General features: G+C 39.1%; 19 protein-coding genes. 4 read left to right on the top strand and 15 right to left on the bottom strand.

Annotated features, from left to right (window positions below):
• Positions 1-6 precede the first annotated feature (6 nt).
• Entirely contained in the window at positions 7-2,736 is a 2,730-nt protein-coding gene (gene infB, locus QSG86_RS03110; protein WP_317030166.1) for a translation initiation factor IF-2, read from the top strand.
• Complete coding sequence (locus QSG86_RS03105) at positions 2,736-3,140, top strand: ribosome-binding factor A (protein ID WP_317030165.1); 405 nt, start codon at positions 2,736-2,738, stop codon at positions 3,138-3,140. The genes infB and QSG86_RS03105 overlap by 1 nt, the downstream gene beginning before the upstream one ends.
• 127 nt (positions 3,141-3,267) lie before the next feature.
• Here the strand turns inward: QSG86_RS03105 and QSG86_RS03100 are convergent, their stop codons facing one another.
• From QSG86_RS03100 to hisIE, 11 genes are all read right to left on the bottom strand, one after another.
• Positions 3,268-3,870, bottom strand: coding sequence for a TetR/AcrR family transcriptional regulator (locus QSG86_RS03100; RefSeq protein WP_317030164.1), 603 nt, complete (start codon positions 3,868-3,870; stop codon positions 3,268-3,270).
• The gene (locus QSG86_RS03095; protein WP_317030163.1) at positions 3,842-4,285 is read right to left on the bottom strand and encodes a DUF417 family protein; all 444 of its coding nucleotides are present in this window, start codon (positions 4,283-4,285) and stop codon (positions 3,842-3,844) included. The genes QSG86_RS03100 and QSG86_RS03095 overlap by 29 nt, the downstream gene beginning before the upstream one ends.
• 29 nt (positions 4,286-4,314) lie before the next feature.
• Positions 4,315-4,488, bottom strand: a complete 174-nt coding sequence (locus tag QSG86_RS03090; protein ID WP_317030162.1) for a hypothetical protein — start codon at positions 4,486-4,488, stop codon at positions 4,315-4,317.
• Positions 4,489-5,010: 522 nt separating this feature from the next.
• Complete coding sequence (locus QSG86_RS03085) at positions 5,011-5,412, bottom strand: Na+/H+ antiporter subunit G (protein WP_317030161.1); 402 nt, start codon at positions 5,410-5,412, stop codon at positions 5,011-5,013.
• Positions 5,413-5,422: 10 nt separating this feature from the next.
• The gene (locus QSG86_RS03080; RefSeq protein WP_317030160.1) at positions 5,423-5,698 is read right to left on the bottom strand and encodes a monovalent cation/H+ antiporter subunit F; all 276 of its coding nucleotides are present in this window, start codon (positions 5,696-5,698) and stop codon (positions 5,423-5,425) included.
• Entirely contained in the window at positions 5,695-6,216 is a 522-nt protein-coding gene (locus QSG86_RS03075) for a Na+/H+ antiporter subunit E (protein WP_317030159.1), read from the bottom strand. Before QSG86_RS03075 ends, QSG86_RS03080 begins: the two co-directional genes overlap by 4 nt.
• On the bottom strand, positions 6,217-8,025 hold the full coding sequence (locus QSG86_RS03070; RefSeq protein WP_317030158.1) for a monovalent cation/H+ antiporter subunit D: 1,809 nt from the start codon (positions 8,023-8,025) through the stop codon (positions 6,217-6,219).
• Positions 8,025-8,390: a Na+/H+ antiporter subunit C gene (locus QSG86_RS03065; protein WP_317030157.1), complete on the bottom strand. Its 366-nt coding sequence runs from the start codon at positions 8,388-8,390 to the stop codon at positions 8,025-8,027. Before QSG86_RS03065 ends, QSG86_RS03070 begins: the two co-directional genes overlap by 1 nt.
• Positions 8,390-11,233 carry a monovalent cation/H+ antiporter subunit A gene (locus QSG86_RS03060; RefSeq protein WP_317030156.1) on the bottom strand — a complete coding sequence of 948 codons (2,844 nt, stop codon included), beginning with the start codon at positions 11,231-11,233 and terminating at the stop codon, positions 8,390-8,392. Before QSG86_RS03060 ends, QSG86_RS03065 begins: the two co-directional genes overlap by 1 nt.
• A 501-nt stretch (positions 11,234-11,734) precedes the next feature.
• Positions 11,735-13,219, bottom strand: coding sequence for a 3'-5' exonuclease (locus QSG86_RS03055; protein WP_317030155.1), 1,485 nt, complete (start codon positions 13,217-13,219; stop codon positions 11,735-11,737).
• Positions 13,220-14,002: a bifunctional phosphoribosyl-AMP cyclohydrolase/phosphoribosyl-ATP diphosphatase HisIE gene (gene hisIE / locus QSG86_RS03050; protein ID WP_317030154.1), complete on the bottom strand. Its 783-nt coding sequence runs from the start codon at positions 14,000-14,002 to the stop codon at positions 13,220-13,222.
• A gap of 451 nt (positions 14,003-14,453) precedes the next feature.
• On the opposite strand from hisIE, the gene QSG86_RS03045 reads away from it, so the two are divergent.
• Entirely contained in the window at positions 14,454-15,347 is an 894-nt protein-coding gene (locus tag QSG86_RS03045; protein ID WP_317030153.1) for a DMT family transporter, read from the top strand.
• A 42-nt stretch (positions 15,348-15,389) separates the two neighbouring features.
• On the opposite strand, the gene QSG86_RS03040 is transcribed toward QSG86_RS03045, so the two are convergent.
• Both QSG86_RS03040 and QSG86_RS03035 read right to left on the bottom strand, forming a co-directional pair.
• Positions 15,390-16,469: a patatin-like phospholipase family protein gene (locus QSG86_RS03040; RefSeq protein WP_317030152.1), complete on the bottom strand. Its 1,080-nt coding sequence runs from the start codon at positions 16,467-16,469 to the stop codon at positions 15,390-15,392.
• Between the two features lie 307 nt (positions 16,470-16,776).
• Entirely contained in the window at positions 16,777-17,379 is a 603-nt protein-coding gene (locus QSG86_RS03035; protein WP_317030151.1) for a nitroreductase family protein, read from the bottom strand.
• Between the two features lie 296 nt (positions 17,380-17,675).
• Here QSG86_RS03035 and QSG86_RS03030 point away from each other — a divergent pair, with 296 nt between their 5' ends.
• A complete protein-coding gene (locus QSG86_RS03030) occupies positions 17,676-17,885 on the top strand; it encodes a hypothetical protein (protein ID WP_317030150.1) in 210 nt (69 codons plus the stop codon).
• Positions 17,886-18,014: 129 nt separating this feature from the next.
• Here QSG86_RS03030 and QSG86_RS03025 read toward each other — a convergent pair whose 3' ends face one another.
• Together QSG86_RS03025 and QSG86_RS03020 are read right to left on the bottom strand one after the other, a co-directional pair.
• Entirely contained in the window at positions 18,015-19,637 is a 1,623-nt protein-coding gene (locus tag QSG86_RS03025; RefSeq protein WP_317030149.1) for an ABC1 kinase family protein, read from the bottom strand.
• A gap of 12 nt (positions 19,638-19,649) precedes the next feature.
• Positions 19,650-20,324: a hypothetical protein gene (locus QSG86_RS03020; protein ID WP_317030148.1), complete on the bottom strand. Its 675-nt coding sequence runs from the start codon at positions 20,322-20,324 to the stop codon at positions 19,650-19,652.
• Positions 20,325-20,338 lie beyond the last annotated feature (14 nt).

The following is a 20,338-nucleotide window of genomic DNA, read 5'->3' as shown; positions in this document are numbered from 1 at the left end:
TAATATATGACGGACAAGTCGATTAAAGAGTTAGCTCTCAGCGTGGGTCGTCCCGTTGAGAAGCTCCTAGAGCAGGTTCGTGACGCAGGTTTGCCACAACGCAAAGCTGACGATATTATTTCTACTGAACAACAAGATGCACTTGTAAACCATTTGAAGAAAATTCATGGTCAAGAAGCAGGTAATGCAGGACAAATCACGTTGAAACGTAAAACTACCAGTACTGCTAAAGTGGCGAGTACATCGGGTAAGGCGAAAACTATTAATGTAGAAGTTCGTAAAAAACATACATTTGTAAAGCCAGACCCAGAACAAATTAAAGCAGAAGCTTTAGCGAAGGCACAAGCTGAGACAGAAGCTCAATCGCGTGACAAGCAAAAATCATCACGTGAAGAAGCTACTAGTAAAGCTAAAGTAGAAGATCACCAATCTGGCGCTTCAAAAGCAAAACAAGCGCTAGATGCAATGCGTGCAGCAGCAAAGCAAGAAACTGCAAAACAGGATGTTCCTAAAGCGGCTGTTGTGGTAAAACGTAAATCAACCAATAAGCCAATCACTAAAGCACAAACTAAAGTTGTTGAAACTGCTGAGCAAAAACGTGAGCGTGAAGCACAGGCAGCACAGTTAAAAGCAACAGAAGAGGCTGCTCGTCGTAAGGCTGCTGAGGAAGCGCAACAGCGTACCTTAGAGCAGATGCGTCAAATGGCATCGAAGTATTCTTCAGAAGATTCTACAGCGACAATTCGGGTTGTGGATGATTCTCCATTAGCAGCAGGCCTAGTTGGTCAAGCTTATGAAGATTCTTTCGCCAAAGAAGACCGTGAAATTAAACGTGGTACCAATACCAATAATGCACGTTCACCTAAAAAAGGTGGTCGTCGTGGTCAAGAAGAACAGTCATTTAATCATAACCAGTTTAAACGTGGCTTTAAAACCAGCCAAGCCAATAAGCATGGTTTTGAAAAACCTGTTAAAAAGCAAGTTTATGATGTTGAAATTGGTTCGACGATTGTTGTTGCTGATCTTGCTCAGAAAATGGCAGTTAAGGTACGTGAAGTTATTAAATCTCTCATGAAAATGGGTGAGTTAGTGACACAAAACCAAGCTATTGATCAAGAAGTTGCTGCATTGATCGTGGAAGAAATGGGACATAATCCAGTCTTAGTATCTGATACACAAGCGGAAGATAACTTACTTGAAGCGGCTGAAGAAGCTCGTGGTGTGCAATCAACACGTCCACCAGTGGTCACTATTATGGGTCACGTTGACCATGGTAAAACATCATTGCTTGATCGTATCCGTCGTGCCAAAGTTGCACAAGGTGAAGCAGGTGGTATTACCCAGCATATTGGTGCTTATCATGTTACGACAGACAAAGGCATTATCACTTTCTTAGATACTCCAGGACATGCGGCATTTACTGCAATGCGTTCACGTGGTGCCAAAGCAACTGATATCGTGGTACTTGTCGTTGCAGCAGATGATGGTGTAATGCCACAAACTGCAGAAGCGATTGATCATGCACGTGCAGCAGGAACACCAATTATTGTTGCGATCAACAAAATGGATAAAGAATCTGCTGATCCAGATCGTGTACTTAATGAATTAACCACCAAAGAAATTGTTCCTGAGCAATGGGGTGGGGATGTTCCAGTAGCTATGGTTTCAGCACATAGCGGTCAAGGTATTGATGAGCTTTTAGATTTGATTTCGATTCAAGCAGAACTGTTAGAGTTGAAAGCATCAGAAGAAGGCGCTGCACAGGGTGTAGTAATTGAAGCACGTGTTGATAATAGCCGTGGTACAGTCACATCTATTTTAGTCCAAAATGGTACCTTAAAAGTAGGTGATCTTGTGCTTGCTGGTTCATCTTATGGTCGTGTCCGTGCCATGGTCGATGAAAATGGTCAGCGTATTCAATCTGCGGGTCCTTCAATTCCAGTGGAAATTTTGGGTCTTCCAGAAGCACCAATGGCTGGTGATGAAGTTCTTGTTGTGAATGATGAGAAAAAAGCACGTGAAGTTGCTGATGCACGTATGGATCGTGAACGTCAAAAACGTCTTGAACGTCAGTCTGCAATGCGTCTTGAAAATATCATGGCATCTATGGGTAAAAAAGAAGTCCCTATTGTTAATGTCGTGTTAAAAACAGATGTCCGTGGTACTTTAGAAGCACTACATGTTGCATTGGCTGAGCTCGCAACAGATGAAGTAAAAGTCCGTGTGATTGGTTCGGGTGTAGGTGCAATTACTGAATCCGATGTTACTTTGGCTGAATCTTCAGAAGCGGTATTACTTGGCTTTAACGTTCGTGCTGATAATACTGCACGTCAAAAAGCAGAAGCTGATGGCATTGATATTCGTTATTACAGTATCATTTATCAATTGATTGATGATGTGAAAGCTGCAATGAGTGGCAAGTTAGCACCAGAACATCGTGAAACGATTTTAGGTGTTGCTCAAGTACGTGAAGTCTTCCACTCAAGTAAATTTGGTGCAGCAGCAGGTTGTATGGTTCTTGAAGGTGTCTTGCATCGTAATAAACCAATTCGTGTATTACGTGATGATGTGGTTATTTTCCAAGGTGAACTTGAATCGCTACGTCGTTATAAAGAAGTGGTTGAAGACGTTCGAGCAGGGATGGAGTGTGGTCTTGCAGTTAAAGGCTATAACGATATCAGAGCACTTGATAAGATTGAAGTATATGATGTTCAATTAATCAAACGGAGTCTTTAATGGCGGGTAGTCAACGTCTGAAGCGTATGGCGGATTCAGTACAACGTGAGTTATCTGAATTGATCCGTCAAGAGCTGAAAGATCCACGTTTAGGTGGTCTAGTGACCATCTCTGCCGTGAAAGTAAGCCCAGACTTAGGTTATGCTGAAGTTTATGTCACTGTAATGGGACGTGAATTGGGTGATGAACAAAGTGAAGTAGCTAATAAAGAAACTTTAGAGGTGTTAAATAAAGCATCTGGTTTCTTGCGCCATGAACTGAGTCGTCGTATTAAGACGCGGATTACACCACGTTTACGTTTTCATTATGATAAAACCAATGCATATGGTAACTATATGTTTGGTCTGATTGCAGAAGCTGTCAAGGATTTACCTCCAACAGATGATCAGCAACAGGATCAGTAATTTTATCTTGTTCTTGGTCGATCACTGAAAATTTTGATCTGCCGAGATACATGTTTCAATTAAAAAAGGCTGTCTTTTTATAAGGCAGCCTTTTTTTAATAGCTGATAATGTCATGTCCATTGAGCATTAACCGAGCATTTTTAGTAATGCTGTAGTGGTTTGTGTATATTGCTGAGGATCTTTAAACATCCGATTTAACATCAGTGCACCTTTAACCGTAGAGTTGACCATCACCGCCAGTGCCTTCGGTTCTAAATGGTTTAGTGGGCAGGGCAATGTAGCTTGTGTTTCACTAAAGGCCTTTTCAAGTAAGTTGAGTTCAGTTTGTACCACATCATTAATTTGATCTTGTAGTACTGGACTAAATAAAGCACTATCACTCGACATGGCATAGATTCCACACATCATATTTTGTTCAGCACAGATCGCAAATGCAGCCAAATAATCTGATATTTTTTCTTGAATAGTGGTGTGAGATGACATGCGTTGATCAAGTTGTATCAGTGCCTCTCGTTTGAGTTGACAATAGGCCAGACCCAAATCCATTTTATTGGGAAAATGATAGTGGATACTGGCTTTTTTGATCCCCAGTTCTTGTGCGAGATCAGAATAACTAAATCCCTCAAAACCAAACTTTTGAATATAAATATTCGCAACATCTAAGATTTTATCGTATGTAGAAATCTGAATTCTCCTTGATTTAATGTGTATGAGAGGGTGAGTGGACAAGGCCAGATCTTTTTAAATCATATTTAAGCAGTACTAATCCTGCACCAATCAGTAAAATATCTTTAAAAATAAAGCTGTCGATTTTACCTAATTGTGGTAGCAGGCTTAAGGTGGTTACTCCGGTAATAATAATCAGAATATCACCTAAAATTCCGACTTTGGGTCTCATATATCCAATAATTAAGGCAATAAATGCAATGGTTTCAACGATACCGAGCAGATAGCTGGCACCATGCATACCCAATCCAGTATATAAGATATTTAACCATGAGTTTGAGATAATCGGTTCTAATGCTCTTACCTCAAAGTCAAACCATTTATAGGTACCAAATAACATAAAAATCATGATCACGCCAAAACGTAATATGCCAATATCAATATTACTGTTGGTGAATTTATAGAGTAATTTATTCATTATATAAGCCTCGAAAAATGGCAGGATTATTAACCGTTATTTTGATCAGCCCAATCACTATCCGATGTTTTGACATCATTATAGAATTGGTGTTGTTTTTCAGTACGATTTAATTGAGTACTCTCGGTAAATTGTTGACTACTGATGGCAGCAAAAGATGTACTTGATGCAATAACAAAGAATAGTGCAGATATAAATTTCATTTTAATACTCTTCTGTGATGAAAATATCGTCGTTAAGACAAATCTACCTACTAGAAGGTAGGTTGTCAATATATCAGCTTGAATTAAGGCTCTGCTTAACATTTGTACTACATAGCGTTGGAAAATTTACACGATATCGCTTAATACTGTGTTTGATTTAGACAATTATATTATTAATGTATTATTTATCATATTTTTCACATCGATCTAAATATTAATAAATTGCAATAGCAGCATCTTGTTTGGTTGGACTCACTGGGATTGATATTCAAAATATCTCGTATTGAGCTATAAACAGCACTTTAAAATTGTGATTGGCAATCACGACATAGCTGAGTTTTGAAGATCTCGTTGCACTGTTTTTTTAATTTTAGATTGGAAAAACACCATGACAGATCATGCTTGTTGCCATGGTCCTGAAGTTATTTACTGCTGTTAAAGTAGCGTAATAGTGAAGGATTAGGGCGAGTATTCGATAGGGTATCATCTCTCCTACTCGCGAACATCTAAACAGGATTGAGTTTAGCGTGTATCATCTTTATTGGATTTATGTTTGGCATAAAACGCTCGGCGACGGGTACGTTGCCAAGGGAGTGGACGCTCCAATGCTTCAGGTACATCACCACTCATTGAACGTAAGCGTAAGTGAAGTGCAGCTTGCGCAATTAAATTGGCAGATACGGGTGCGGTAATAAAAGAAAATAGGGTAATTAGAATTTCTGCAAAACCAATACGACCATGAAATGCAGAAAAGATAATGGCAGCAATTAAAAAACTGCCAAGACCCAGTGTACTTGATTTGGTCGGTGCATGGAGTCGCATAAAAAGATCGGGAAGGCGAACCATACCAATACTACCGACCAACATAAAAAATGCACCAATAATCAAAAAAATTGAAACGAAAATTTCTATGGTGAGCTGCATGATGAGGCTCCTAGTCTATGACATGGCTGGTCGTAAAATAGCGAGCCAATGCAGCAGTAGAAACAAAGCCTAGCATTGCCACCAATAACGCACCTTCGAATAATGAGCTGGTGGCCCAATAAATTCCGAGTATGACCATTAAGCAGATTGCATTTAAAAATAAGGTATCTAGTGCCAGTAATCGGTCAACAATAGATGGTCCCATAATTAAACGAATAAGGCATAGTAGCATTGACAGCGTAATCGCAATCATACAGATCGCTAATGCATAAGAGAGAATAGTCATGATTGATCTCCTGCTTTTACACCAAAAATAAGCATTAATGGTTGTTCGTAGCGTGCTTTGATAGTCTTGATTTCTTCATCTGCATCATGGGTATTTAATGCATGAACCAAAATATCACCACGATCCTGATCAATACCTGCAGAAACAGTACCCGGCGTTGTGGTAATAATCATTGCCAGTAATGAGTTGACTTCTTCATGCTGTGTTTCTAAAGGGACACGAAACCATTTAGGATGTAGGTTTTTTGTTGGCCCAAGTACCAGTTTGGTCACAGTAATATTACTGATAATAATGTCCCATAACACAATGAAGAACAGTTTGTTGGCTGCTTTCCAATCAATATTGGGGGTTCGATCAATAAATGGATTAATCAGTTTAGGAATAAAAATAGCCAGCAATAATGCCATCGTTAGTGATGCGGCATCGGCACTATGCGCCAACATTAACCAACTTATCCCAACCAGAAAGGACACTAAAGGATGCGGAAACCAACGATTTAAAAACGATGATATAGCCATTTATGGTCCCTCCGTCGGTTTAAGTTGATCTATTTCTGTGTTGATATCAAGATCATGCTGTTCTTCAATTTGTCGTAACTTATAATTAGAAATATGTTCACCATCTAAAGTTTTAGGTGCAATCAAGTATGGAATCAAATGTGCATTTGGATCAATGACTTCACCGCCATATTTGGTTTCTGGTAAATTGCTTGGATCGAATGGTTGTACACTGATCACTTGATCATGCTCGTCTTTTTTCAAAATAGCCACGTTATAAAGCGCATTATTTTGTATTTGCTCTGCAGCATTAAATAGGTAGTGATAGACCGGATTGGAACCAATCATGTAGATGATTAAGCTAGCCAGCAAGATATAAATGGTTTTATCATTACGTGCAGGTGCATGTGAAGGCAGTGCCTGATACTTTTGATATTCCTGTGTATCTGGATCACTTTCTGGGCGTGTAGCACGCCAAAATAAGATAAAACCTACTCGGGTAAAGGCAATGATACTGAGTAAACTGACTGTCAATATGACAATAATAATGGGGATTTGGTAAGGCGAAAATTGTGTTGCCTGTAAAATAAATACTTTACCAAAAAAGCCACTAAACGGCGGTAAGCCTGCCATCATTAAAGCAATCATAAAATAAACAATAGAAACCAATTTATGCTGCTTAATCATTGGTGCAATTTTAAGATGATCTTTAAATTCACCACGTTGTGAAGTAATCCATCCACAGAGTAGATAGAATGCGGCACCAATCAGCGTACTATGAACCAGATAATATAATGCAGCAGCCCAAGCTTGAGTATTAAAGAGGGCAATGGCAATGATAATCGTACCAATAGATGACAAGATCATAAAGCCTACAAAGCGACGTAAGCGTTCAGCACCAATCGCACCAATCGCACCATATAGTGACGTGATTAAACCAAGCACTAATAACCAGTTTTGTAAAATCTCACGACTCATGAAATCATCAAAGACTGTACCATTGACACGTAAAATCGCATATACACCCACTTTGGTCATAATGGTAAAGAGGGCAGCCACAGGAGTACTTGCCACTGCATAGGTTTTAGGGAGCCAAAAACCGACCGGCAGTATTGCCGCTTTAATCGCAAATACCACAAATAACAGCAGTCCTCCTGCAACCGCAATGGTATGTTGATCGGTTGGCAATATCGGCATTAGACGAGCAACATCGGCCATATTTAAGCTGCCGACGCTGCCATAAATCATTCCTAAGCCAATCAGAAATAATGCCGATGCCAAGAGATTGATGGTGACATAATGAATGCCAAGTTGAAAACGTGCTTTACCTTGTCCATGTAGCAGTAGTACATAGGATGCCATTAATAAAATTTCAAAGAAAACAAATAAATTAAATAAGTCGCCTGTGAGAAAAGCACCACAGAGACCCATCAGTAAAAAATGAAACATGACATGAAAGTAGCGGCCTCTTTCATCCCATTCTTTACTGGCAAACCACAGCACAGGTACAGCGAGTGTATAGGTCAATACCAACATAAATGCCGATAGTTGATCCAGTACCAGAACAATACCAAAGGGTGCAGCCCATTCACTTAAGTTATAGACTGTAATCTGTCCATTTGCTGCAAAGATCAGATAGTTAATGGCTGTTAATAATCCCAATATTGCAGATACATTACTGATGGTACGACGCCAAGGTTGACGCCAATCCTGAGCAAGTGAACCAGAACCAGGATTACCAAGCAATACTAAAATAAAAGCAGTAAAGGCAGGAATTAAAATACTAATAATAGGCGTATGTTGTATCCACAGTTGAGTAAGATCAGTCATTATGGCTCATCCTCACGTGGGTCAATTGTTGATATTTCTTCTTTTGAATCAACGTGATCTGTACCTGTTTCATAGCGAGTACGTAGTGCAAGCTGGACAATAAAAGCCGTAGTTGCAAAACCAATAACAATCGCGGTTAGAACCAATGCCTGAGGCAAAGGGTCAGTTGATTTAGTTGTTTCAGTCAAAACGGCAGGCGCATTGATCTGAATACGTCCCATGGCAAATAAAAATAGGTTTACCGCATAACCGAGCATTGCCAGCCCTAAAACTACAGGAAAGGTCCGTGCACGTAAAATAAGATAAATACCTGTTGCCGTTAATAAGCCAATTGCTGAGGTGAGTAAAAATTCGAGGCTAATCATTATTTTCTTCTCCTAAGCACAGGGCCTGTCATACTTGAATGACGCGAGTCTCCCAGAACTGAAATCATCAACATCGTGGCACCGACAACGGTAATATAAACGCCGACATCAAATAAGGCTGCTGAAGCTAGATGCAGTTCACCAATTATCGGTGGAGAGATATAAATATGTGCACTGGTTAAGAATGGTCGTCCCCAAAACCATGCAGCAACGCCAGTCAAGCCAGCAATACTCAAACCTGTACCAATCCAGATCTCATATAAACGTCCAGATTTTGCTTTAAGCATGGTTTCTGTTTGATCTTGACCAATGGCAATATATTGAATAATCAGTGCTAATGCAGTGATTAAACCCGCAATAAAGCCGCCTCCTGGTAAATTATGCCCACGTAAGAAAATATATAAACTGACCACTAAAGCCAGTGGTAAAATCCATGATGAAGTAATACGAAACATCAGAGGAGATGGATTAAAACGATAGGTAAGACCTTGCGTAATGGTACTGCCATGGGTACGCATGCCATCCATCATACACAGTGCGCCAATTGCTGCGATTCCCAATACCGTGATTTCACCAAAGGTATCAAAGCCACGGAAATCGACTAAAATGACATTGACGACATTACTGCCACCACCCAATGGAATAGATTGCTGTAGGAAGAACCAAGAGATAGATTGATGATCTCGCGTTAAGATTAACCAAGTAATCCAAGCGATACCTAAGCCAGCACTAATGGCGATTAGGGCATCACGCCAACGCCGTGAGACACTTGACTCATAAGGGGTCAATTGAGGTAACAGGGAAAGGCTCATCAGTAATAAAACAGTCGTGACAACATCAACTGTAATTTGTGTTAATGCCAAATCGGGTGCTGAAAAACAAATAAAAACTAAAGTCACCACTAAACCGACAGCACCACTGATCAGGATGGCTTTAATTCGTTCATGATGAAACCAAAGCATCATCCAGCATGATGAAAATAAAATGAGCCACAGTACAATTGCAATAGGTGGTGCATAGGTGAGTTCACGTGTACCTGTACTCAGCCCTTGTATCATAAAAGGCATGGCAACCAATGCCAAACTGAATAAAATAATCCAAATCAGATAACTTTGTAATTTACCATTTTCGCTGGCACGTTTTAAACGACGTGAATACAGTAGTAAAGATTTTAGCCATAAGTCAAAGAGTATTTTGCCTTGGAATTTACCTAAGTAAACATCCAAATCAATATGTCGAATTCGACCATTTTTAGCCAATGCAAAATAGAATAGACAACCACCAACTAAGGCAATCATGCTCATCAGCAATGGTGCATTAAATCCATGCCAAATCGCCAGATGTACCCCTGGAAAATCACTAAGCTGGGTACTTGAGCGTGTGGAGGCATTAATGATTTTTTGTACTAAAAGGGCAGGAAATATCCCGACCAGAATACATAAAATAGCCAAAAATGTTGCGGGTGCACGCATACCAAATGCGGGTTCATGTGCATTTTGATTCGGAATATTTTTACCTAGCGGACCATCAAAAAATACCCCGTGTACCAAACGTACGGAATAAGCTACAGCAAACAGACCAGCCAATGTTGCGATGATTGCAGAGAAAATCATCACTGGACCAGATAAATTGGCCAATAATTCAGTAAAGAACATTTCTTTAGATAGGAATCCATTGGTCAATGGTACACCTGCCATTGAGGCAGCGGTAATCATGGTGAGGGTTGCGGTAAATGGTAATAACTGCCATAAACCACTGAGTTTGCGTAAATCTCGTGTACCTGTTTCATGATCAATAGTGCCGGCAATCATAAATAATGCCGCTTTAAATGTCGCATGGTTAATAATATGAAAGATAGCAGCGGCAACAGCCAGTGGAGACGCAATACCAAGCAAACACACAATCAGTCCTAAGTGACTAATCGTAGAATAAGCCAGTAATCCTTTTAGATCTTCTTTAAAAATGGCAAAAAATGCAGCCATACATAAAGTGAATAAGCCAATAAAGGTCACTAAATTATGATAAATTGCAGATCCGATAAAAATTGGCATTAATCTGGCGAGTAAAAAGATCCCAGCTTTGACCATGGTTGCAGAATGCAGATATGCTGATACAGGCGTGGGGGCTGCCATCGCATTGGGTAACCAAAAGTGAAATGGAAACTGAGCACTTTTCGTAAATACCCCAAGTAAAATAAGTAATAGCGCAGGAACAAATAAATGATGTTCCTGAATTAATGCTGTCATTTGGGTAATTTGATCAATTTGATAGGTACCAGTAATCTGACCAATCAGCACAAATCCACCCAGCATGGCTAAACCACCAAATCCGGTGATCGTCAGTGCCATACGTGAACCACGTTGTGCTGCTTCGTAATTACTCCAATAGCCGACCAATAAAAATGAACTAATACTGGTCAATTCCCAAAAGACCAACAGCACGATTAAATTATTGGATAATGAAATACCTAACATTGCTGCCATGAAGAGCATCAGCAATACATACAGTTTTTTGAGTGAATTTTTAGGACTAAGATAATAATAAGCATAAATATAGATGAGTGTGCCGATTCCTGTAATCAGTAATGAAAATAACAGGCTTAAGGCATCTAAGCGAAAGCTTAACTCAATACCCAGTTGAGGCAGCCAGGCCCAACTTTCTGATAGCGTAGCGCCATCAAATACTTTTTTTGCTTGAGTCAGTAACAAGATAAAACTTGCTAAACTGACTCCGATTGCACCTAAAGCCGTTACCTCGCGTGAAAATTTATTCAGCCACGAGACAAGTATTGTGCCCAGTACTAACGGTAACAATATAATAATTGGTAGCACACTCGTATCCATTGTTGAGAAATCGGTTGAAAACCGCAGTAAATCTTAATCTTTTAAGGACTATAGGACGTCAAAGAGAGGCCCAAAATTCAATCTTAAAAGCCATTGCATATATAATGCATTGAAAAGCAAGGGTATCGCACCACTTGTTATTCGATAGTAATTTCCGATTTCATTTTAAAAATCGCAAATAAAACCGATCATATTACAGCAAAACAACAACATCAATCTTTTTTATAAAGATCGATGTGATTATATGCTTGATTTAAATTATTTTAGATTGAACTGATGATGAATATATGTAAATAATGTAATTTTTTCAGCATCATCATACGGTGATTGAAGTACATTATCGATTCAATATCACGAAGATTCATACTTTTGCACTCTCAGCACTTTAGCCCATATACCGCCGATTATGATTGAAATGTGGTCGATTTTGCTATGACAATCATTGTCGCGGTTATATTTTTTCCAAGCTAAGCAGCATATTGAGCCGCTATCTGTTGACGCTTATTTTACAGCTTGTTTTTTCAGTTGCTGCATTAAGTCATAAATATGATGAATATTGAGGCTGAGTTTGGCGCGGGTACAAGCAACGTAAAGTAAACGTAATTCTTCGGGACTGATTTTATGATCGTGTTGATTGAGTTTAAATTGATAATCATCTTCAATATGAACACGGTTCCATTCTAGACCTTTGGCTTTATGTGCGGTGGAAATAATATAGTCCGCTTGATCAATGGGGGTGATTTTCGCTAATGCTTTCTTGAGAGGATCAATGCCATGATCATCAACCAGTTTGACTAAAGGTTTAATATCACTACCTTCATTGGTTTCACAATACTCATGTACATCATGCCATGAATTAAACCAAGCCAATTCTGGTACATCTATGACACGTTTACCTTGTTTTAGCATATTTGCCGCATCAACAAAGCGGTTTAAGCGTAGATGATCTGCTTGCAGGCTAACTTTGTCGCCATGAATCAAACCAGCCAGTAGAAGCTCCATGGCACGTGCATTGGTACGACAGAGAATAGCATCACGTAATTGTGTGTGGGGTTTATTGACCACTTTAGAATTGAGAGCAGGATTACCCAAAAGTGGTACGGTTTCTTTAAGTGCGGTTAAAATGGCATTGGCATGGAGTGCAATTTCAGCACCAAAACGAAATGATGTGGTGAGGCGTGATTCAGGTAAAGGTAATTGTTGCATGGCATTAATTGCACCGCGCCAAGCATAAATCTGCTGATGGGCATCTCCAACATAAATCACTTGTGTTTGACGTTGTCTCAGTAAAATTCCGAGCATGAGTGGATCAGCATCTTGTGCTTCATCAAATAAAATATAATCTGTTGGAATATTCGGTTCAGATAAGGCCCATAGTTTTAAATAGATATCATGTCCAATACCAGCTTGATGATGGGGATCAATCGATTCTAGCCAGCGACGCTCTACGGCTGGATAGAGATATTTTTGTAGACTATCAATATCATCTGGATGTAACCAGTTGGGTGCTTGTACATGACGTGGGGCTGGATACTGTGAACTGGTGGAACAAAAATAGCTGACTGCATCTGCGACCAAACTGGCCAAACGTGAAGGCATTAATACATATTTTTCATAACGCCCACCCATCATACGTCGTAATGTCAGGGGGACTAAGGCATATTCTTTGGCAAGAAAACTTGGACTCAGACGAGGTAAACGTAATTTATCCGTAATCCCGCGTGGTACGCTACGAAATGCCAGTGAATGAAAAGTACGACAATCCACATTGGCGGCAAATTTATGTTGTGCTTCAGTGGCAATCGACTTATTAAATGCCAGATACATGCCACGACGTCGTGGCATGGCATCACTCATCATTTGTAAGGTCGTGGTTTTTCCCGTGCCAGCATAAGCAACGACCTTAAATGACTCTCCCAAACGCGCATTGTCGATGGCAATGGCTTGTTCGTAAGTGGCTGTGTGGCCGACAGAAGATTGAGTCATTTAATTTGGGCGATTGGCTTTTTCAACTAAGCCAGATAAACCTTGGCGACGTGCTAATTCATTGAGTACCAATTGTGGATCTAAATCAAAATAACCCAACATGACAATGGTATGGAACCAAAGATCAGCAACTTCATAAATCAGATCATTTTGATGATCTAAGTGTGCCGCAAAGTTGAAGTCTTTCGCTGCAATGATCGTTTCAACACTTTCTTCACCGATTTTTTCTAAAATTTTATTCAAGCCTTTGTGATAAAGCTTGGCCACATAAGATGAGTCTGGATCTGCTTTTTTGCGTTCCGCCATCATGTTACCTAAATAAGATAACACTTCAACCTGTTCTGATTGGGCGATTGATGCATTCATGACTTGACTATGTGGATGATTTGATTGATGAGCGTAAATCTGGCTTGGATCTTTGAGTTGTGCATCGACAATTTCCCAGCCGTTGGCTGTCAGTTTGCGATAGAAGCACGATTCACGACCAGTATGGCAGGCAATACCACCCTGTTGTTCAATCTGTAAAATAATGACATCAGCGTCACAATCTAAACGAATTTCATGTACGGTTTGAAAATTACCAGATTCTTCGCCTTTATGCCATAATTTTTGACGTGAGCGTGAAAAATAAACAGCTTGATTTTTTTCAGCCGTCAATGCAAGTGCTTCACGATTCATCCATGCCACCATCAATACCCGTCCAGTTTGATGATGTTGAGCAATGGCAGGAATTAATCCTTGTTCGTTAAATTTTACTTCATCGAGCCATTGCATATTATTCATGAGTGTTTCACCAAAAATGTTGAAAAAATATCGATTGGAATACCGAGTAGATTTTATAGTCTACGGCATTCATAGCGTAAGAGGGAAAAAATCTAAGCCTATTGTAATCGATTGCAGTGCCACTGAGTAGTGAGATTACTGTTTTAGCGCTATGAGGATATTCAGTTTAAAAGACGAGATTCCAGATGATAAAGCATGGGTAATCTCGCTGATTGACCGATGATCTAGATCAATCGTACGGTAATTCTTATCCCTAGATTGATTGATAGGTTGGATGATTTTTACTATTTTGTTTCTTTTATCTTGTTTTATGTTATAAAAAGTGAAATGCATCACATTTAATTAAAAATAGAAAAGTGAGGGCTTTATGCAAGATAAGTCTGAATGAGAAGATGCTTAAAAATTTACTCAAATCCTCATACACGAAACATTTGCATTTCGAGATTAAATCGTGGAAAAAAAGTATCTATTTTTATTGTTATTATTGGGCGTATTACAAGGTGCCGCATTTTTATTTATTAAAATAGCCGTAAGTTTCCTGAATCCTTTTAATGTAGTTTTTTTACGGATAATACTTGCATTACCATGTATTTACTTATTTGTTTTTTATCGATATAGCGATATTTTTTCAGTCGTAAAAGCACATTTTCCTATTTTATTATTACTCAGTTTAAGTTCAGTGATCATACCTTTTTTATTGATTGCTTGGGCGGGTCAGTATATTGCAAGCGGTGTTGCTTCAATTTATATGGCATTGATTCCAATTTTTGTCTCTATTTTTGAAGTGATTTTTAGAAAAAATATCGGTTTTAGTTTACGTGCTTATCTCGGTTTGTTTTTGGGTTTTATTGGGGTAATTTTATTGTTTATAAATGATTTACTGAGTAATTTTTCTCATGGGTTGTGGGGGCATGTGGCTTGTTTTGTGGCTGCAATTTGTTATGCATTTTCAATCTATAAAAGTAAGGCTCTTTCGGTTTTAGCACCTGCGTTAATTGGTTGTGGTGTTTTAAGTTTAGCCTCTTTATTGTTATTGCCGATGTTATCTTTGATGCCATTGCCTAAACTCATATGGACTGCTCCATGGTGGTCTATTTTAGGATTAGCTTTCATTTCAACTGCGGGCGCATTAATCTTAATGTATTACTTAATTGATCAGATCGGTACCGTGTTTACTGCCACAACCAATTATTTAGTGCCCTTAGTCGGTATTTTTTTGGGTTTTATTTTTTTACATGAACGTTTAAGCAATATGTTGGTGCCAGCAGTGAGTTTAATTTTAGTTGGGCTATATTGTGTATCGACAGGGAAAAAACAGCACCGAGATCTGCTGGATGATACATGACAGTATATGACTGGATATACCATCATGTGCTTTTCATTTATATTATAAATTATGCAGTACTGCTGCGATATTTTGTTTTTCAACCAATTCTAAAAACTCATCTCCAAGACGCTGACTTTCAGCAATACATTGTTGCCACATTTTTATACGCTGCTGATTACTCAAGCCTTTTTGAGTAAAGTCTTTACGATCAGGCAAACGCCCTAGCGGTAAATTTTGTAAATATTCGGCAGATGGTGACAGTAATAATGTGCGTGCTTGATTTGTAGGATTGGCCTGACGGCTTTTAAACATTTTATCAAACCAACCCGGGATAATCTGCTCACTAAAATGAGGATAGAGGACAATCCCTTTACTTTGAAAAGGTAGATCGAGGTGGTAGTCAATCAGTCCACCATCACGATAACTGGCATCTGGGGCATCTGGAATATTACGTACAGCAGACATTGCAATTGGAATTGAAGCCGATGCCATTAACCATGGAATGACATTTTCTTGTGTTAAGCTTTGATAGAGTGTGGGAAAGTCATCATTAACCTGAAATTGTGCACCAAACTGGGGTTGACTAATTACACGTTGCATAAAGAAACGATTATGTTTTCGGGCAATGGCATTACTACCAACAATCCCTAAAACTGAGGCAAACAATGCAAAGGTTTTATCACTATTAAAGATATGTTGTGATTTCACAGCAAGTACGGCTAAATGGTAGTCTGGATGATGGATCAATTGGTGTTGTTGATGATCAATCAGTGTATTAATCATATTTTGGCAAATTTCACCCACCTCAAAGCGGGTCATCTTGTTATGAAAAGACAGTTGTGTATACAACTGTGCAAGGCGCTCGGTCCCTGCTTTGGCACCTAAAGCCATAATACTGGCAAAGCGCCAACTACCAATTGAAGAACCAATCAATGTTCGGCGTTGAGGCGCTTGTGGTAAAAAATCTCCAAAAATGGCTTGGTCTAAACCTTGAATTCCCAGTCCTTTAGGACCACCCGCTGCACCGGGAAGAATATCAACTTGTGCGGCATGTAAACCTTCTTGCTGAATCAGTTGCTTTGCAATAGATCCTGCACGAATCGAAAGTGCAGGGGGGTGTTGCTTGAGAATATAAGTCATAATTAATGTAAATTATTAAGATATATATAAATTGTAATCAAGTATTGAAGGACAGCAATGGCGATAAAAATCACAGCGTGACTTGATAGTCATGTGATTTAAAATAACATCTACACGATGCAATTGATAAAAATAGCACCAACACAATGCGATGCTTGATGTCTTATCAGCTTAAATAAGATGTTTAATCCAACGGCATACCACAGTATCAAGATTTGTGTATATGCCGTTGTTTTAGTCACATCATTTTTAAACTGCTTTAATAATATAGATCATTAAGCATAGCCTGAAGAGGCTGGTTCAGTGGTTATTGAAAGACTTTAAAGCGAGTATCATTGTCAATAAATGATTTTTCGCCTGCTGCAGCTTCAATTGAACCAAAAACAAGCTGAGCACGTAATTTCCAATTTGATGGTATCTCCCATTCAGCATGGACGTTATTGTCTATAATTGGATTATAGTGTTGCAGTGATGCTCCGATCCCTTGTTCTGCGAGTGCAGTCCATACAGCAAATTGAGCAATTGCTGTGGAATGTTCTGACCAAACTGGAAAATTGTCGGCATATAATGGGAATTGCTCTTGTAATCTTTGTACGATTTCTTGATCTTCAAAGAATAACACGGTACCGACACCAGCAGCAAAGCTAGCAATTTTTTGCTGAGTGGCTTTGATGGCATCATCATTTGACAAAAATTCTTGTAATTTTTCAAAGACCAGTTGCCAAAATTTTTCATGCTCATCACCAAATAAAATCACAGCACGAGAGGATTGAGAATTAAAGGCAGAAGGTGCGTAGATAATCGCTTGCTGAATAAGTGTTGTTAATTGTTCATTACTCAGTTGTACCTGTTTACCAATTGCGTAGATACTACGACGATTTTCAATTAATTTTTGGAATAAATTATTCACGAGTTAAGTCTCTAATTTTATGGATGTGCAGAATTAAAATAGCGTGATTATTGGATAAAATAAAAGCATCATTTTGTTATTTTAAGTAGAATGATAACAATGAAAAATTTTGCACTATCCTGCCATTTTATGGCGAGTAATCTTGGATTTATTACAAAATAAATCACTTGATAAGACTATTAGTATTTTAGGCTTGCTTGATGAGCAATCAATATTTATGATGCCATTTTAATAGAATAGATAAATCATAAATTTAAAGTCTTTTAATAGTATAAATCGATATATTTGGAACGATTATGACGTCAAAAAAATGTAAAAAATGTCATGCAACACTGACCCATCCGAGTAAAGCATGTGAAAATTGTGGTGAAAAGCCATCTCGAACCAATCAAATAATGGCATGGTTTTGTATTATTCTGTTATTGGTTGCAGGAATGATTTGGGCTTTTACTGATTCAGAACCCGATGTGACAGTGGTACCAACGCCACAAACAGAAGGTGTCTAATGCATCAATCATGCTGAGATGTGCCGAATAGCAATATTGAATATCGAGTATGATGCAGTATTGACCAAATCAATTTATGGTTTGGTCAATTACACTGCCAATTAAGCATGCATCAAATCAATAGATGATTTAAGGTTTGGCCAGTCGCCATATCGACAATAGGCTACTTAAGATCAGCATGATGATGCCAACATACCAAGGTGTAATGATCGCAATGACTAACAGCATGGCGATGATGGTACCAAAAATCCAACTACGTTTATGCTGGCTTTCCATTTGCAAACGTATAGTTTGTAATTCATGAATTTGTTTTGCATGCCAAGCAGATTGATTTTTTAAACCATTTAAGCTATCAATCATCAGGCTAGGTAAATCTTGTGCACCTAACAGCAAGTCTGGTAATTTTTGTCCCAGTTCTTTCAGATTTTTTTGTGGATTCATTTGTGCTTTTACCCAATCTGTTAAGATGGGTTTAGCCAAACTCCAAATATCTAGATCTGGATACAAATCTGTTCCTAAACCTTCAACATGTACCAATGTTTTGAGTAAGAGCATTAATTGTGGCGGAATTTCTAAATGAAAGCGTCGCGCAATGTCCATCACTTCTAATAAGATGCCAGCAAAATCGAGTTCATGCATGGGCTTAGAGACCATTGGACCAACAGTACGTCGCATTTCACGTGCCAGTGCATCTTGATCTGTACCTGGCGGAATCCATCCAGCTTGATGCACAATTTGAATCAGTTGCATGAAATCGCTATTCATCACAGCCAATAGCATACGTGCCACAGTCATTTGGTCATGTTTAGATAGCTCCCCCATAATGGCACAGTCGAGTGCAATAAAGCGTGGGTTTGCTGGATGCAGGGTTTCAACAAATACATTGCCAGGATGCATATCTGCATGAAAGAAGTTGTCACGAAATACTTGGGTAAAGAAAATGGTTAATCCTTTACGCGCCAAATCTGCACGATCCATGCCTAAACGGTCAAAGGTTGCAGTATCTGAAATCGGTACGCCGATAATACGCTCAGCGACCATCACATCTTTACTGTCCATATAGACTTCAGGGACATACATCATGGTTGAACCGGTAAAGTAATGACGCATACGACGGGTATTGTCGGCCTCTAAACTCAGGTCCAGTTCTTTTAAAATAATATGCCGATAGTCTTGAATAATTTCAGCTAAATGCAGTGCACGAGCACTTTCTAGACGTTTTTCTAGACGCTCTCCTAACCAAGCCAGAATCTCGAAATCTTGTAAAATTTGTGCGCGAATATGAGGACGAGTCACTTTAACAATGACTTCACGGCCATCATGTAAAGCAGCTGTATGCACTTGTGCAATAGAAGCCGCAGCTAATGGCTGTTCATCAAAACGACTAAACAATGTCGCAATATCCGCTTTTAATCCCTGTTGAATACGCATTTTGGCAATATTGGAAGGGAAGGGCTTAACACGATCTTGTAATAACACCAGTTGTTGTAAAATTTCTGGCGGAATTAAGTCACGACGGGTAGATAATAACTGTCCTAACTTAATCGCCAAAGGTCCCATATCTTCAAGTGCTTGTTTCAGCTTGAGCGGGTTTTTACGTTCCTTGCTTGACCAAGCCGCAGGATGCATCCGGATAATACTGATAACATGGCGAGCTTTTTCGGGTAATTCATCTGCAGGAAACAACGTGTCGAGTCTATAGTGCGCAGCAATACGCCAAAGTTCGAGTAAACGTGAAACATGCGGAATCATAGATGTAATTACCTAGTTGTGAGGAGTTTTTGGAAGTGTTTCAATCAATTGCTGCAGTCGTTGAATTTTTGCTTCAGCACGATCTAAGTTTTGATTGAAAATACGGGTATCTTGATTGAGATCATCCATTTGCCAACGCAGCGCAAATAGACCACTGTCTTCTTTTAAGGCGTCTTGAGCAAAAAATAAATGACTGGAAACGCTACGTTTGATCTGTTTCGGGAGCTTTTGAATTTTAGAAATTTCATGTGCTAATGCCGGTCCGACCCACAGTGATAATTGCGCGGCAAGATCAGGTTCAGCCTGATCAATAATCCGTTTAATTTCTTGTAAGATACGAAAATCACCTTGTAATGGAATATTACCTACATCATCTGTGATTAGTAATTTAATCAGTTCAACCAAGTTTGTGACATGTAAGGTTGCTGTTGCATCCATAATTGTATCCGCTTGATCAAACGGACGTTGTTCAAACAAGGTCGACTGCGTCGCTTGACCAGTGGGTGTTGTTGATAAACGGACTTTTCCTTGATCAAAGAAGACATCAATCGCCATTTGTGGCGAATCAATCACCACACGTAATAATTGACCTTGCAAGCCATTGATTTGAATTCGCGTAATGGCGTCCAAATCAATCAGCTGATTTATACATTTTTCAGCAGCACCCAGTACGAGAATAGACCACATGAGCTATATGCCTT

It is taken from the genome of Acinetobacter sp. SAAs474 (assembly GCF_032823475.1).
Classification (GTDB): Bacteria; Pseudomonadota; Gammaproteobacteria; order Pseudomonadales; family Moraxellaceae; genus Acinetobacter.
This window is presented reverse-complemented; position numbering and strand designations above follow the sequence as displayed.